Origin of the sequence: Paenibacillus cymbidii (assembly GCF_004764705.1) — a bacterium.
Lineage (GTDB): Bacteria > Bacillota > Bacilli > Paenibacillales > NBRC-103111 > Paenibacillus_AN > Paenibacillus_AN cymbidii.
Genome location: NZ_SHLX01000011.1, coordinates 64866 through 80910, shown reverse-complemented (window position 1 = coordinate 80910; position 16045 = coordinate 64866). Strand labels below are relative to the sequence as shown.

Sequence of the window (16045 nt, the reverse complement as noted above, 5' to 3'; positions counted from 1 at the left end):
TAGGCCATCTTTTATGGCCTATTGGGTCAAAAATGGGCGGTCGACTCAAAATAGCCAGTGATTTCACTGGCTATTCGTGTCCACCTGCCCGGATTGGCGCGGTTTCGCCCAAATAACCAGTGTTTTCACTGGCTATTTTGGAGGAGACGGCCGAAATGAAGCAAATAAGCCACTTTTCATGGCCTATTCGCCCCAGCCGAACGAGGAAATGTGAGGTGTGCACATGGATATTGCGATTGAGGTAATACCGGACACGAGAGACAGAGAGAAGGAGTTTGAGACTTTTCTCGACAAACCGCCCCTTACATATAGCCAAATAAACAACCAGTCAACAACACTTAACTTAATGATTGCTCATGTGAGAGAAATCCATTATCACACCGGGCAAATCGTGTATATAGCAAAAATGAGAAAGGGGAAACTCGTATGGGATTATCGTTCTTCGCACTGCTCAGGGTTCACCGCACAATCCTTATCGGTAAGTTTGAAGGCCATCCTTTGGGGGGATGGCCTTCACTGTTTGCGCATAAAAAAAGAGTCCTGAAATTTTTCAAGACCTTATTTGACATCATACCAAACGGAGAATTATAAGTCTATATCTTTTTCACCATATATGTAAAAATGTGTTTCGTAGGAACATCGTATGAGGAGGAATGCTGGAATGCTTCCAACACGCTTTTCGGATTATTGCTCCATGATCCCCTTGCTGAATGAGGTTACTGAATGGTCTTTGTTGAGGAAATGGGCTCTATCGGAAGTTTACAGAGTAAAGTTGGCAACAGGTGAAACACGCATAATGAAATGGGGCGGGAGTGAGATGGCGGGAGAAGCAGAGATTTACCGGGATTTAGTGCATCCTTTACAAATCAAAGCCCCACGGATTGTTGAATTTGTTCGACGGAAGGATAGCGCAGTAATGATCATGGAGGATGCGGGGGATAAAAATTTGGAACAGCAACCGCAACCCGCTCATTTTCTTGAGGCATCAAGGGAATTGGCAAGACTACGGATGCGCGCAACTGCCAACCTGGAATGGAGGCTCCCTAAAAAAGTCGTTGACACTTACTCCGTTTCAATGGAAAGTTTTCTGGAACTGCATGATGATCTGTTGAAATCGAATCCGTTGGCAGAAGCCAATGTTTTATTCAAACTCAAAAAAGTGTTTCCGCACCATTTGGATAGACTGTATCGAATGGTACCATCCTCGATCGTGCATCATGACTATCACGCAAAGAACCTGTTGATTCAAGACAATGGCATCATGCCGATTGATTGGTCCATTGCATATTTAAGCCCTCATCTTGGTGACCTGTACTGCTTGATCACGGAAGCATACGCTTGGAGTAACCTTTCCCGAGAAGAAATGGTTGCAGCATTCCTCGAAGTAACGGATGTTCCATTGGATCATCTGATCTGGCAATTGCGAATTGGGGGGTTATGTTGGCTGATTAAGACACTGCGTTGGCTTGTTTACGGAGGTACAGCTATTATCCCCGGATCAGAAACCTGGATACCTGATCTGCTGAAAGATGCAGAAAATCTATACCAGGAGCTTGTTTAACTCTTCTTGCCATTCATATTAGCTAGCAATCTTCTTTTTGTTAATATTTACCATTAATTCCAAATGATCAGCTGCCGCGGCAATACTGCCCCTTTTATAAGATCGTTGCCGTTTGTTCAGAAGGTCCCCTTCATCTTAGTCGGATCTTTCCAAATATGAAACCTATTCCCATCAGGGTCGTTAAACCAAAATTTCAAACCGCATCCGCCAAAATCTTCTATAGGCTCAACGAGTGTTCCGCTATCGGATTCGGCTCTGCCTCTTTCCATTCGGATTAAGCAACAGTTGCTAATAGGATACGGAAATGAGCAGTCGCTTCAGCTGGTTTTATTTCCCGAGCCGAAGCCTATTACGTATCCGTCCGGGTCCCGAACAGAAAAGTCTTTCCAAGTCCCCCAGTCGTGTTCGGTTATTTGGAGTTCGGACACAATAATTGCGCCATTGGTTGTTAATTCAAGATATAAAGCATCCAGCTCATCATGGGTTCTTACATAAGCATATGTATTCCACGTTCCATGGTTGGGTCTGACATGTTCAATGTTCGTGGCTTGCACTAATTTAAACCCTAAACCGAAATGATCTCGAATGGCCCAATGTTCATTGACCTCGCATCCCAAAGCCTCTTCATAATATTTCATTGATTTCTCCAAATCGGAAACTAACAAAACGGTGAGGGAATTTTCAATTTTCGCTTTGACTGTTTCGGCCACTACGTAACCACTCCCACCTTGGAAATAATGCCCAAGACCAATATAGCGAATATACGTTCGATTGTAAAGCAGAATTTCGATTAAACAGTACCCAGCCCGCTTCGACAAAGAAGCGGGCTGGGTGGTCACCATGAATATAGCGGACTACTTGCCCAATGCCCGGTAAAGCACGGTTGCGGCTTGCGCACGGGTAGCATGTTCGCCCGGCTCAAACAGACCGTTCGGGAAACCGTTGATCAACCCTGCGCTGGCAACGCTTGCGATCGCGCTCGCGGATTCCGCGGACAGGGCCGCGGTATCGCCAAACGCCGCAACGCCTGACGAGCCGGACACGCCGCCGTGTACAAGCTGCAGCGCCCTTGCGAGCAGCAGCGCCATTTCTTCGCGTGTAATCGGGTCATTCACGCCGAACGTTCCATTCCCGCGCCCGTGAACGATACGGAGGCCGGCAGCCGTATTCACCGCATCGGCATACCATTCGCCGGGGGTGACATCCGAGAAGTCTGGTCCGGAATCAGAACCGGCTTGCCAGCCGTATGTCCGGACAAGCATCGTCACGAATTCCGCACGAGTAACGCTGCCCTGCGGATCGTATAGCGATGAGCCTTTGCCCTCGACAACGCCCCGCGCAGCGAGCGCCTCGATAGCAGTCTGCGCCCAAGGCGCGCCGGCAAGATCGTCGAACATCGCGACACTATACGCAACGGCATAATAGCTGAAGTGCCGCACGTCGAATGTTACAGTTCCCGTTGCCACGTCGAACTGGCCGTTCGTGACGACCGAAAGCGTGCCATCGTTAGCGATATAGTAAATGATGACATTGTGCGCCGCCTCGCCCGGCTGCAATACATACGGGATGCGTACTTGCACGCCGTTTCCGCCCTCTTCGCCGAAACGGGACACCGGGGTGCCGCCCAGCGTCAACTTCAGATCGACAACAGGGCGGGATCCGATCTGTTCGCGTGCTGCGGCGGGCAGCGACGCAGGATCGATTTGTTCCACGGTCAACTCTAACGCAGCATGACTATCGCTGCCCCCGATCATTCGCTTCAATTCGGCGGCCGGAAAGGTTACCTCCGCCAGACCGGTATTGAACGCCACAGCAGGCGGCGAGGAAGTCAAGGCGTTTGTTGGAAGCGAGATGCTGATCTTTCTGGTGTCCGCCACAGGCGCTACGCCGACAGTCAGCGTGCCCGCCGCGCCGGCAAGCGCCCGGCCTATTTCGTCCGCCGTCAGTTGGACGGCGACTGCGCCTTGAGCATTCGATTGCGGCTTCAATTGCACGGACCCGTGGGTCACAACCGGTTCAGCAGACGAAGCGGTCGGCACAGCTTCGACTTTCTCAGTCGTGTTGCCGCCGTTGTTGCTGCCTCCGTTGTTGCTGCCGCCGTTGTTGCTGCCGCCGTTGTTGCTGCCGCCGTTGTTGCTGCCGCCGTTGTCGCTGCCGCCATTGTCGCTGCCGCCGTTGTTGCTGCCGCCGTTGTTGCTGCCGCCGTTGTTCGCGGACGATTTGTCGACGACGACGAAAACCGGGCGTTCGCTAACGTCCACGCTGACGGCTCCACCTGCGACCGTCAACGCCGATGTCACGCCGTCGGTATCGCCCTCTTCCATAGTGACGAGGCTGACGCTCGTGCCCGCATTTTCCAGTGCGAGCGTGTAATCCGTCACGACGGTGTCGTTGCTGGTCGGCGCCCAAAGCACGTATACATCCTTATTATTGGCGTCATTCACATATTTGTAGATGCGCACATTCCCGTTGTCGGATGCGACTTCGCTATCGTAACGCATGCCGGTCAGTTGATTTTTGAGCGTATAGACGTAATACCAGGAAATTTTCGGCACCTCTTGAGTGTCCAGGGTGCTCGTCAGCCCGGCGCTGTCGAACTTGGTTGTACTGTTTGGGTTGACATCGCGCAGCATGTACATGGACGCTTTGTCGATACCGGCCGCGGATGCCGCCAGATACGATCTGACCAGCCACTCGCCCTGCACTTCCTGCGCGGATTTGTTCCCGATCGCCGGCGCCCGCTGCACGGACATCGCGTTAATATCGTAGCCGAATTCGGTAATCCATACTTCCTTGCCCGGCATGTACCGATCGCGGTAGTCGACGAACTTCTGCAGGAGCGTCTTCAGATTGTCCGCCTCCGGGCTGATGCCCACCGTGCCGGTTGTCTGGTCGGTGCCGTTGTTGCTGTAGTGATGAATGTTGATCACGTCGAAAGGCACACTGCCGCCGCGATTCCAGTCCGACCAGAACTTGAGCGCCTTGATGTAATCGAGGTTCGGATCGGCAAGTCCGCTCATAACCAGCTTGGCGTTCGGATCGGCGTTTTTCACGCCAAACGTTTCGCCCATTCGCCGCTGATCGCCGTCATAGTCCGCGCTGGCCATCGCTGCGTACTCATAAGGCGTAAAAAACGAATTGCGGCCTTCCCACCATTTGTCCTGCTCGTTCCAGTCCTCGAAGTACTGCAACGTGCCGAGCCCCGAGCTGCGAGGCTGATCTGCGGCCAGCTTCAGCTTGCTGTCAGCGACAGCCGTGCTGCCGTAACGGGCTGCATATTGGAACATGTGATCGCCATGCGCCGCATATGAGGCCGGGTCCAGCGCGCTCTGCCCGGAGTCGATCGGTTTGTTGTGCTTTGAAATCGTCATCCAGCTTACGCTTTCCTTGATTGCGGGACTTACGGTAATGCCCAAAGTTTTCAAGTCGTTATAATAAGCGTCGAAATTCCAGCCTCCGCTGCTGGCATATGTCGGATTGAACTTGTTCAAATTGTTCGGATACCCGGGATAATCGGTATGAATGGTACCCCAGTGCGCCAAATCGCCTTCGTCCCAGTCCCAATTGTGATATTCGCGGACGAAGCCGGCGACTTGCATTCTGTCTTTCCGATCGTCAATAAAGGCATTGATACCGATCAACTGATCCATTGTCGGAAGTGGCGGTTGAGCGGCCGGCTGGGGCTGCGCTTCCGGCGTGCCGAGCCTCGTGCCATAAATGACGATTTCGACGGCGTCGGCGCCTTTCGTCGTGCGCTTCACCTGCAGGTAGCGCGTAGTCGCCTTCACCGGGTGGCTGTTCCACTGTTGATAACCGGTCAGCGAGTCTGTGGTCAGTGGCTGCCAGTTGAACGGATCGCCCGCCGACAGCGTCAACGGTCCGTTGGTGACGCTGCTGCCGTTGCCGTCGTACACGTAGATATCGGATATTTCCGTCTCGACGCCAAGATCGATCACCGCCGAAGCAGGCAAGTAGATATCGCTCGAGCCAAGCTCCCACCGTGTCGAAGGATCGTCTGTGCCGAGGGCTCCACCCATACTGGCGCGCGGATCTCCGGACGCTGTCTGCTGATCGAACAGCTTCGATGCGTCGCCGTGCGCGACCTCGTTAATAATCGGAACATTCGACAAGTCCAGCTTCGTGCTTGCCGCCAGCGCAGTCGTTGTTGCATCTGCCGTGTTGGATAGATCCGCGACATTGCCTGCTTCATCGGTTGCCCGAATAGCGAACTTGTATGACGTGGACGGATTGAGCCCGTACACCCAGGCGGATTGCTGCTTGCCGGCGGCTGCGGGAATCGGCACGAATCCGGCGACGGTCGCGGAAGTCCAGCTGCCCGTTGTTATATCCGATGTACTGTAGCGCAGCGCATAGCTTGTCGCCGTGCCCGTCGCGCCGTCATCGCCGGGAGCGGTCCATGTCAGGCGCACCGCATTGCCCGATACGTAGGCTGCGGCCAAGTTCGTTACAGCGCCGGGAGCGGTGTTATCCACGGCATTCATTGTCCTCGAGAGGACGTTCGACAATGCGGATATGTTGCCTGCGCCGTCTTTCGTTTTGAGCGCAAAATAGTAGGTTGTCTCCGGTGTGAGCCCGCTGATCGTCATCGTTTGCTTCGTGCCGGCGCCGAGCGGAGCGGGAGCGTTCGTGGCCAGCGTGGCGCCGGAGAAGTTGTCGGCCGTTATGTTCGACGTGCTGTAGCGCACCTCGTACGATGCAGCCGTGCCTGCCGTGCCGCTGTCGCCCGGCGCCGTCCATTGCAGCGTCGCCGCGATCGATCCGACAGCGGTCGTTGTCAGATCGGTGACGGCGGACGGCGGCGTTTCATCCTTCAACGCGCCGCCGACTCGGGTGCCATACAGGACAATTTCGGAAAAATTCGCCTTGCTGCTCGTTTTCACAACCCGTACATATTGCGTAGTGACAGACACCGGGTGCATATTCCATTGAGCGCGGTTCAGCATCCGGTCGGTGAACAGCGGCTGGGCATCCCAACTGCCGGGAGAAGTGCCGGCATACACTTGTACGCCCTGCCCGCTCGCGGCAAGGTCGTCTCCATCCAGCAAAGCGATATTCGTAATCACATACGGAGATCCGAGATCGATATAGGCGTCTGCCGGATAAGAAGTCGTCGTTACGTTCGCCGCTGCCACAGCGTCTGCGGCACCGGGCAGACTGCCGTTCAGCGGGTCGCCGGCTTGCGCTTGCTGATTGACCATCAGCGTCGGATTGGTATAGCCGGATATGTTGTGGACCATCGTGTCCGACAGCAGGATCGGCTTCGGAACCGGCGTGCCGTATAGCACGATTTCCGAGATTTGGCCGCCGCCGAGCTTCTGGATTCGCAGATGCTGCGCCGTCACGCCGATCCGATGCCTGTTCCATGCGCCGTAGCTGTTCAGCATATCGGAATCAACCTGCGTCCAGACGACCGGATCGCCGCTGCCGGTGTAGATGTTGACGGTGCCGGTTCCCGTGTAGTCTCCGAGAAACAGATTGTCGATCATATAATTCTGGCCCAGATTGATATATGCGTTGCCGCTCCAGTCGGTCCAGGCGTGCAGCTTGCTCCAGTCGCTGACGGTCGATCCGCGCAGCGGGTCTCCGACGGCGCTCTGATCGTCGACAAGCGTATAGGCGTTCATCGCCCCTGCGACGTCGTAGGTCACCATCGAGATGTTAAGCGGAATTTGCGGCGGCAGCACCGCCTCGGCGGGGGAGCCGTATAATACGATTTCAGACATGACCGCCGCCAGCCGCAAGCTTTCCACGCGCACGTAGCGGGTAACGACGCCGTTCAGACTTCGACTCAACCAGCCCGAGCTTGAGCCGCTATGCGTCGCATCGAACGCAAGGGTCCAACTGCCGGGAGAACCGGTATATACATTGAAGGAAGCGCTCGCATTGTCCCAAGCGCCGGGATCGTTGTAATCATACAGGAAAATATGGCTCAAGTTGTAGCTGCGGCCAAGATCGATATACGCGTACGCAGGGTACGACGTGCTGGCCGGGTTGTACGATTCTTCCCATGCGCCGAACCAGAACTTGTTCGGCGCGCCGCCCGCTCCGTTCAGCGGGTCGCCGGAGGTTGCCTGCTCGTCGACCAGCCGCGTCGCATCGCCGTAACCCGATTCGTTCGTCACCATTGCGGGTGAGAGCGGAACTTTGGCTGGAACCGGGATGCCGTATAGCACGATTTCGGATACCGCAGAATCACGGCTTGCCATCTTGAACCGGACATATCTGGTTTCGACATTGTCGATCGTGTGGCCTTTCCATGCATAACTGCTATATGTACTGCAACTGACATCGCACAGATCGTCTGTGAACTGCTCCGTCCAGTTGCCGCTGCCGGCCGGCGTCCCGGTATATACGGTAAAATCGCCCTTCGTATCCCGATCCCGAAGATAGACGTCGGTTAACTTATACGTCTGTCCGAGATCGATGTACGCATAAGCCGGATAATTGGTGAAAACAGATTCCGTAGCCGCGCCCCAATAGCCGAACCAAAAACTGCTGTCAGCCGCACCGCCTGTGCCGCCTTTCGGATCACCGGCGACGGTCTGTTGATCGAACAGCTTAGATGGATCGCCATAAGCCGATTCGTTCTTGACCATTGTCGGAGTTACGGGAATTTTATACGTCGCAGCGGTCACCGGGGCGTCCGCGTAGACCGTGCGAGCTCCGCCGCCCGAACCGGGCAGCCCCGCATTCAAAATGCCGAGGAACAAAACGATTGCCAATACCCAACTCAGTTGTCTTCTCAAGGTCTTCTATTCTCCTCTCATTATGTAGGCTTGCCTATTTATTGTAGGACAGCGCTCATAGTGGAAGATATATACACTTGTTACATCTCTGATCTTTTCATGTCCAATTTGATGATAGCCGGACATTTCTACCATTCTTATTGTGTTGAACGATAACGTCAAAGAAGACCGCAACAGCTCCCTCCACGGCAACCTGCAAAGCAGAATTTCGATTGAAAATCGAATATTCCGAAAATTGATGTTGATCTCCATCGTTCAATCGTCATATAATAAGCAGTAAATATAAGGGATGCGTAACTGGCGAGAACGTAGATAACTACGGGGGAGCGCATCCGTCACATAAGCCGTTCGCCTGGGCAAAGCATTTGGTTGATTGTTAACCAGATGCTTTTTCTATATTTCGAGGAGGGTGCCCGGATGGGGGCAGCAAAAAACGTAGCGGTGCTGGTATATGAGCAAGTGGATGCTTTGGACGTAACGGGACCATTCGATGTGTTCGCGGTGGCGAGCAATTGGGGGCAAGACTTTCGAGTTTATACGGTCGCCCTGGAATCCAATAGGCCGATCAGGACAATCAGCGGCTTGACGATTGTGCCGACGTTCGCTTCATCCGAGTGTCCGACGCCGGACATCCTGATCGTTCCGGGAGGCTGGGGGTCTCGCAAGGAAATGCATAATGAGAAGTTAACCGGCTGGATCAACGAAACTTCCCGGCGGGCCGCATTTACGCTGTCCGTCTGTACGGGGGCACTGCTGCTCGCCAAAGCAGGACTGCTCGAAGGAAAACGTGCGACCACCAATATGCGGGCCATGAATTTGCTAATGGAGGCCGCACCGGCGAGCGCGACACTGATCGAGAACATCCGATACGTGGACAATGGCAAAATCATTACATCGGCCGGCGTTACGGCGGGCATTGACGCAGCTCTGCATCTGGTCGCAAAGCTTCACGGGGAGGAGCGCGCGATTGAAACTGCGTCGAGGCTGGAGCATGACTGGAGACGGGAGCCTTCCGAATCGCTCGTGATCCGCAAGGCTTCCGTTGAAGACGTGGACGGTATCCGCTCCCTTCTTATTGAAGCGGCGCAATGGATCCATGCGGCGCATGGCTTCTGGCAATGGCGCGTCGAAAGCTTCGAACGCGAAATGGTTGAAGCATTTGTCCGAGATCATGAAGTGTTCGTCGCGGCTCTGAGGGATGAACTCGTCGGTTGCTTCTCCGTCCACTGGACCTATGAGAAAATATGGGGCGAGCAATTTCACGAGGACGCAGGGCATGTTCATCGGTTATGCGTCTCACGCAAACGCAAGGGAGAAAAAATCGGCTGCGAGCTCATTCGCCACGCGGAACGTTATGTGCAGGCCAAGGGAAAAAGCTGGCTTCGCCTCGACTGCATGGCCGACAACCCTAGCCTGAATTCATACTATGCCGGTCTGGGATTCGTCTTGCAGGGACGCTTTGACGCGGGCTTCTGGAGCGCAAACTTATATGAAAGGGAGATTACCGGCTACTCGCTCCCCTAGCTCGCGACGCATCGCATAACTGGCGCCAAGCGATACGCATCCGGGCAGCTTCTCGCCCGGCGACAACACAAGCAGCTCGCGACGCGGATCGAGTGCGGCCAGCCCGCCGGCGAGCTGCTCGTCGACTTCATCCGAATCCGCACGGATGCGGAACACGCTATTGCCGATTCGTCCCACCGTGTGGCGGCCGGACGACGTCTCGGCGGTAAACGCGGAGAAACCGTAAGCACGGTGCTGCGCTTCCGCGAACGCATAATCGCGCACAACCACTGCCGCATCGATCCGCCAAGGCAGCGGCTCCCGCACTTGAGCCCGTTCCTGCGCAAACCGGCTGTCGGCTACATGCCAGAATGTCGCGCCGGTCAAGCGGAATCCCCGCTTCGCATACCAACGGATCGCCGTCTCGTTCCAAGCGAACACGTCCAATGTCATCGCGTCGCAGCCAAGCTCGCCGGCTAACCGAACGCCGTGCGCCAGCAGCAAATCGCCGTATCCCGCGCCTCTTGCCGCTTCTACGACGAACACGTTGTTCAAATGCAGCAACCGGCCGTTCCGCCGCCATTCGGCAAAGCCGCAACAGGCGCCGTCCCGGTAAACGCCGAACAGCAGTGTTTCGGACATCGCTGCCGGCAGCCGGGTCTGCGCGCGCAAATAGTCGCTATAGCCCGGGCACGAATAAATCGTATACCGGAACACCTCCGGCCGGATCGACGCCTGCAGCATTAGCTGCACGCCGCCGACATCCGCCTCCGCAAGCGGCATGATCCCAATCGCCAAACGGCTCCCTCCCTTCCACGAAACACTCCAGCGGCAACGCTTCATGCCATGGAAAACGTGCCGCACAAACACTTCACCGTGCCTCATCGTGCGACTAAGGCTAAATAGGCCATAAAAAATAGCTTATTTGCCCGATTTCGCCCCTCTCGTCGGAAATAGCCAGCGAAAACACTGGCTATTGGGACCAAACGGCAGCAATCCGGGCAGATTGCCGCGAATAGCCAGTGAAGTCGCTGGCTATTTTGCAGCGACTGCCCATTGGGAGCGAAATAAGCCATAAAACATGGCTTATTTCACTCCCCCCTCACCTCGACACCGGCACCAGCGAGTTGCCTTGTTTGACAACCTGCAAATAAAGCGTGTGCCACGTACCTCGTACGCTCATGGCCGAATACCACAGCTTGTAGCGGCCTTCGCGCACGCGCACCATGGTCGCCTTGTAATGCCAGTGGCTGTCGAACGCATGCGTCGGCTCGATAAACGGCTGCTCCGTGGTGCGCCACGACAAACCGTCCCGGCTCGCGGCGTAATGCAGCCGGCCGCCCACGCCGCCGATGCCCGTGCATGTCGTCAGCAGCATATCCCACGTCCCTTCCGGCTGCAGGAACACTTCGATATGCCACGGATCGACGCCTTTTTCCAGCCCCTCCAGCTCAACCCGCTGCGGGTCTGACCAGTTCGCGCCGTCCGTCGGATCGCCTGCGCAGGTGCGTCGCTCGATCGCATAGAACCGTCGCAGCCCGTAAGTGACGTAATAAAGCACGAACCGCTTGCCGTCATGCAGCATACACGCCGACACATGGATGCTGTTCTCAAAACGAAACAGCTCGCGCTTTTCTCCCCACAACACGCCATCGCGCGAGGTCAGCATGAACCAGCGCTCTTCGGGCGGCGACACGCTGCGCAGCTGCTCGCGATAGATCAGGTACATGACGTCGTCGTGCACCATAATATGCGGGTCGGACAGGAAGTCGACCGCCTCCCCCGGCGTATCGACGATCGGATTGTGCAAGCCCGGAGGGACGAACCAACGAACGCCATCGCCCGAAACGACGAGGGACGGATTTTCGAACTGGTCGTTGCCGTCCGGATACGGCGTAAACGCCATCCAATAGCGATACCCTTTCCACGATTCCGGAAAAAAAAGCACGCAAGGATGTACGGTTTGCCCCGAACCGTCATACGTGGGGATCTGGGTCAGCTGCGGCTGGTAGCGCCGCCGGAAATGCCGCATTTTGCGAAACGTCCATTGCAGGCTGTCGCGCCGGTACCGCAGCCATTTCTTTAAACGCCGCATGGTCATGGGATCAACTCCGCGATCGAATGATGGTGTTGCCGCCTATCTTAACCCTTGCCCGCCGGCTATTCGCCGCCGGCGCCGCCCGGCAGCGCCGAACGTTCGGCCGACAGCGGCAGGCGAAGCTTCGCCCCGGCGTCGATGTCGTACACGAATCCGGCGCCAAAATCGCCCGGGTTGCGCCAGGCGCGAACCAGCGTCGCGTCGCCGATATCGAGCGAATACACGCCGCCCTCGCCGGCCGCCTTCATGCCGCGAACCGCATAAACGGCGTTGCGCTGCCGATCGTTGTCGACGATGAGCGAAGCGTAAACGCCGGGCTTGCGCGTCAGCAAGCTTTCCGGCGATGCGCCGCCGGGCGCCGGGTCGAAGGCGACCGTCACGGCGTTGCTCGTCGCCAGCTCCTTCGTAAAAGCAACAACGGTGCCGGTCAGCGCCGGCGCTTCGGTCGTCACATACGGCGCCGCCAGCGGCCCGATCCGGGTACCGTCGCCGACGTAGCCGTACGCCGGTTTGCCGTTCATTTCCGCATAAACGCCGAAGGAGCCCTGGAATTGCACTTTATCGTCGATTGTGTACAGAACATCGGACTGCAGCGCGCTGACGACATAATCGACGCGGCCGCTGGCAAGCGTCACTTTGACCGCCCGCGCTTCCAGATCCGCCACCGGCCGGCCGTCCCGCTTCACAACGGCGGCGGCAACGCTGCGCACGAACCGGCTGCCGCGATACGGCTCGAACACCGCCGTAAACGCGCTGCTCACATTCGTCCCTCCGCGATGCGCAATGACGAACGGCAGGCCGGCCGGGTTGCCCGGCTTGTTCTGCGGCGGTTCGCCGGACGCCAGCGCCACGTCGTCGACAGGGCCAAGCATCGTCATGCGCAAATGAACCGGGTCCGCCGCCGTTTTAAGCAGCACGCCGCGCGTGTCCTTGATCGTCCAGTCGATGCTGAACGAAGACGAAGGCGCGTTGTCGCGCTGCACCTGGGTCAAGTAGTTGAAGCCGCTGGTCGAACCGCGGTTGAACGCCTGGTCGCGATAAGGAACGGCGCTTCCCGCATAGGTGCCGCCCGCCTGCTTCGTCAGCGACAGATGCTCCGTCGCCACGGCGGAAGCTTCGGCGGCATGGAAGCTGTAGTGATGATCGCTGCCGCCCTGGACGCGAAAGAAGTCGACCGCATACGAGTTCGCGTCGTCCACCCGGATCAGCGCGGACGTGCGGCGGTACATCGACACGCCGGCGTAAACGGACGGCGCTTCGACATCGATCAGCTTCACCATGCCCGTATCGTCGTAGTGTTGCGGCAGCGCGGTCCACTGGTTGCCAAGCTGCTGCGAACGATTGACGACGACGGTATTGTGGCTGATCGTGTTCCCTTCCCAATATTTCAACAGCTCGTTGTTGTCGGCATAAGACGGATACCCCATATCCGGGGCCAAATCGAGCCCAAACGCATGCAAGCCGATGCTAAGCGAATCGCGGTGCGCATGCGAGGTGCCGTTGCGGCCGAAGTACATCCACAAGTCGCGCTGTCGATCTGCCCCGGCCGCGCTGCGGTCGCGCGACGATACGGTTGCGCCGTCGCGCAAAGCGGCGAAGCCATAGCCGGTCAGGTTGACGCTCGCCAAGTTCAGCGAACCGCGCTCCTTGACGACAGCCGCGATAGCTTGCTCCAGCTCGTCCGGACGGGAGGCGAAAATGTCGTTGACCAGCCCGCTCGTTTTGTTGCCGTTGGCAAAGTATGCCGCCTGCGCCAGCACCGGGTCGCGGTATTTTTCGAACCCTTTGACCAGCAGCTGCTTGTCGATTTTCAATTCGGGATTGCCGACCGATCCGGAGTCGCCGATCTGCTCCGTAAACCGGCCGACCATAATCAGGTCGATCATGGCGCCGAACATTTTGCGAAATTTCGGATGGCCGTACAAATCGACGGCCTTGTACCGTTTATACCCTTCCAGAATGTCGGCGACCGCCTTGATGCTCGACAGCCAATACGAGTTGTATTCGGGGCTTGCCTCGCTGCCGTAGCCGTCGCGGTCGACTTCGCTGACGAGCGTCTGCGCCAGGCCTCCGCCCGTCACAACGTAGCCGCTTCTGCCGCCCCCTTTTAACCCGCCCGTCTGGAAAATAAAATCGATCCACTTCTTGCTCTCCGCCGGATCGTCCAGCACGACGGCGGCCATCGCCAGCGCGCTTTGATGAAAGCCGACGTTGCCGTAAATTTGCGCCTTCTGCACGGCGGGATAAATTTGCCGGAGCAGCCCGTTTTCGACATCGAGCTTGATCTGCCGAGCGTCCGCCTTGGCCGAATCGAGGCGCAGCGTGCGCGCCTTCGCCTTCAGGAAGGCGACCGCCGCCGCATCGTCGCGCAGCGCCGGGAAGAACGCGTCGTAGCTGGCGATTACTTCGCGAATGAACAGCCCTTCCCAGATCGAGCCGAGAATTTTGCCCTGGCCGGTCAAGCCGTGCGAGTTTTTGTACCCGTCCTCCCACTTGTAAGCGGACACGTCCATTGCCGGATACACATCGGCGATGCGGTCGAGCATGACGAGCCCGGCCTGGGCGTATTTGTCGTTGCCGGTGTACAAATAAGCGTCGCGCAGGCTGGTCAGCGCGGGTTCGACAAAATCGCGCCAGACTCCCCAGTGGTTGTAATAAGCGACGAACATGAACTTGTTGCCGTCCCCGTCGGTCCAACCGCTGCCGTCGTCGACGCCCCAGTCTGCTCCTTTGTCCGGATACAGCGTATTGACCAGCAAGCTGCGATCGGCCAGGGCGGGGTCGAACAGGCCGCTGTCGTTTAGACCGCTTTGGTAATAAGCCGCATAGTCGTTGGTCGGAAATTGATAGCCGCTGGACGGGTCGACGATTTTCCACGGGTTGCCGGCGGGGTCGGTCTGGTACGGATAGTCGCCATAAGCGTCGATGTCGTGCCCGGCGACCGGGCTGCCCGCTTCCTCGTTCACGGCATAGCTGCGCGGCACGCTCTGCGGCGTAATGACGCTCCACAGAAACTCGTAGCCGAGCGCCGCGTACCGGTCCGCCTTGGCGACGGCGGCGTCGCGCATGCTGCGGGCCCATGCGAACTGGGCGATATTGTCGCGGGCGGCCGTTATTTTAGCGGCGGTGTAGAAGGTGCTCGCCGATTTGACCGGCTCGCCCGCTGGGACGGCGCCGTCCGTATGTTTGCTCATCAGCAGCGCCGCCAATAGCGCCGCAACCGCTGCCGCCGTCATCGCGGCCAAACGGTATTGGGTAAGGAACGCCCACATGGGACACTCAGCTTTCTACCGCGGTGGCGGCGCTATTTGGAAGCCAGAAACGTTTTCCGCGCTTTCAGATAAACGGGACCGAACGCCAGCTTGAGCACTTTTTTGGCGTTCCACAGCGCGTACTGACGCAGTCGCGGCAGCTCCCGGCCGACCGCGATGGCGGCCGCTTCGGCCGCCGACGTCTGCCGTTTGACCGCGTAACGGCCGATGACCGTACAAGCGCCGACTTGCGTCAGCGACACCGTCGGCTCGGACGTGAACAGCGCGCGAATGCCCGACGCTTCGGCGGCGATCGCCACGCGGCGGGCGTAATGGCCGCCGGGCACCGAGGCCGCCAGCACCGCTTCGCCGACGATGTCGGCCAGCGCCCCGGCGCTGCCGCCCCACTCCGCCAGCAGCCGCTGCTCGCCGCAATCGGCGAACCGGCCCGGATGCGAGCGGGAATGAGCGCCGATCGTATGCCCGCGGACATGCAGCTCGCGAATGTGCGCCTTCGTCAGAAAGCCGGGTCGGCCGATATAATCGGTCGTGACGAAGAAGCAGCCGCGCCAGCCTTTCTCCTCGAGCCGATCGGCGATAAGCGAATACGCGCTAATGCCGCCGTCGTCGAAGGTGAACAACACGCGATGCCTGGTTTCGCGCGTATGGGCCGCCCAATCGCCGCTGTGGAGCAAACGGCCGGTTGCGGTCAGCGGTTTCGTTCCGGACGTCTGGCCGATCGCGGCAAGATGCGACCGGAACAACGCGCCGGTCAGCTTGTAGCTGTCGGCGTCCGCACCCGCAAAGCCGCTTGTTTCCGTGCCGGCAAGCACGTCGTGATACATCAGCGCAATCAACATGGCCG

8 protein-coding genes and 1 riboswitch are annotated in these 16045 nt (G+C 57.6%); of the genes, 2 read left to right on the top strand and 6 right to left on the bottom strand.

What is annotated here, in order from left to right; all coding sequences use genetic code 11:
- Positions 1 to 661 precede the first annotated feature (661 nt).
- Positions 662 to 1561, top strand: a complete 900-nt coding sequence (locus EXY20_RS16510; protein ID WP_167859296.1) for a phosphotransferase — start codon at positions 662 to 664, stop codon at positions 1559 to 1561.
- Positions 1562 to 1878: 317 nt separating this feature from the next.
- Here the strand turns inward: EXY20_RS16510 and EXY20_RS16505 are convergent, their stop codons facing one another.
- Together EXY20_RS16505 and EXY20_RS16500 are read right to left on the bottom strand one after the other, a co-directional pair.
- The gene (locus EXY20_RS16505) at positions 1879 to 2271 is read right to left on the bottom strand and encodes a VOC family protein (protein WP_135553094.1); all 393 of its coding nucleotides are present in this window, start codon (positions 2269 to 2271) and stop codon (positions 1879 to 1881) included.
- A 144-nt stretch (positions 2272 to 2415) separates the two neighbouring features.
- Positions 2416 to 8328, bottom strand: coding sequence for an S-layer homology domain-containing protein (locus EXY20_RS16500; protein ID WP_135553092.1), 5913 nt, complete (start codon positions 8326 to 8328; stop codon positions 2416 to 2418).
- Positions 8329 to 8611: 283 nt separating this feature from the next.
- A riboswitch (ZMP/ZTP riboswitch) is annotated at positions 8612 to 8693 on the top strand.
- A gap of 52 nt (positions 8694 to 8745) precedes the next feature.
- Between EXY20_RS16500 and EXY20_RS16495 the strand changes: the two genes are divergently transcribed.
- Positions 8746 to 9852, top strand: coding sequence for a GNAT family N-acetyltransferase (locus EXY20_RS16495; RefSeq protein WP_135553090.1), 1107 nt, complete (start codon positions 8746 to 8748; stop codon positions 9850 to 9852).
- On the opposite strand, the gene EXY20_RS16490 is transcribed toward EXY20_RS16495, so the two are convergent.
- The 4 genes from EXY20_RS16490 to EXY20_RS16475 form a co-directional block, all read right to left on the bottom strand.
- On the bottom strand, positions 9814 to 10629 hold the full coding sequence (locus EXY20_RS16490) for a GNAT family N-acetyltransferase (protein WP_167859294.1): 816 nt from the start codon (positions 10627 to 10629) through the stop codon (positions 9814 to 9816). The two genes, EXY20_RS16495 and EXY20_RS16490, sit on opposite strands and share 39 nt — an antisense overlap.
- A gap of 304 nt (positions 10630 to 10933) precedes the next feature.
- Positions 10934 to 11932 (bottom strand): hypothetical protein, encoded by a 999-nt coding sequence (locus tag EXY20_RS16485; RefSeq protein WP_135553086.1) that lies wholly within the window; start codon positions 11930 to 11932, stop codon positions 10934 to 10936.
- 59 nt (positions 11933 to 11991) lie between these two features.
- Complete coding sequence (locus tag EXY20_RS16480; protein WP_135553084.1) at positions 11992 to 15201, bottom strand: heparinase II/III domain-containing protein; 3210 nt, start codon at positions 15199 to 15201, stop codon at positions 11992 to 11994.
- Positions 15202 to 15233: 32 nt separating this feature from the next.
- Positions 15234 to 16040, bottom strand: coding sequence for a polysaccharide deacetylase family protein (locus tag EXY20_RS16475; protein WP_135553082.1), 807 nt, complete (start codon positions 16038 to 16040; stop codon positions 15234 to 15236).
- Between the last annotated feature and the right edge of the window lie 5 nt (positions 16041 to 16045).

Excerpts from the sequence above, each read along its gene's own strand:
- EXY20_RS16510 (WP_167859296.1), top strand. The coding sequence starts at position 662 with ATGCTTCCAACACGCTTTTCGGATTATTGCTCCATGATCCCCTTGCTG.
- EXY20_RS16495 (WP_135553090.1), top strand. The coding sequence starts at position 8,746 with ATGGGGGCAGCAAAAAACGTAGCGGTGCTGGTATATGAGCAAGTGGAT.
- EXY20_RS16485 (WP_135553086.1), bottom strand. The coding sequence starts at position 11,932 with ATGACCATGCGGCGTTTAAAGAAATGGCTGCGGTACCGGCGCGACAGC.
- EXY20_RS16480 (WP_135553084.1), bottom strand. The coding sequence starts at position 15,201 with ATGTGGGCGTTCCTTACCCAATACCGTTTGGCCGCGATGACGGCGGCA.
- EXY20_RS16475 (WP_135553082.1), bottom strand. The coding sequence starts at position 16,040 with ATGTTGATTGCGCTGATGTATCACGACGTGCTTGCCGGCACGGAAACA.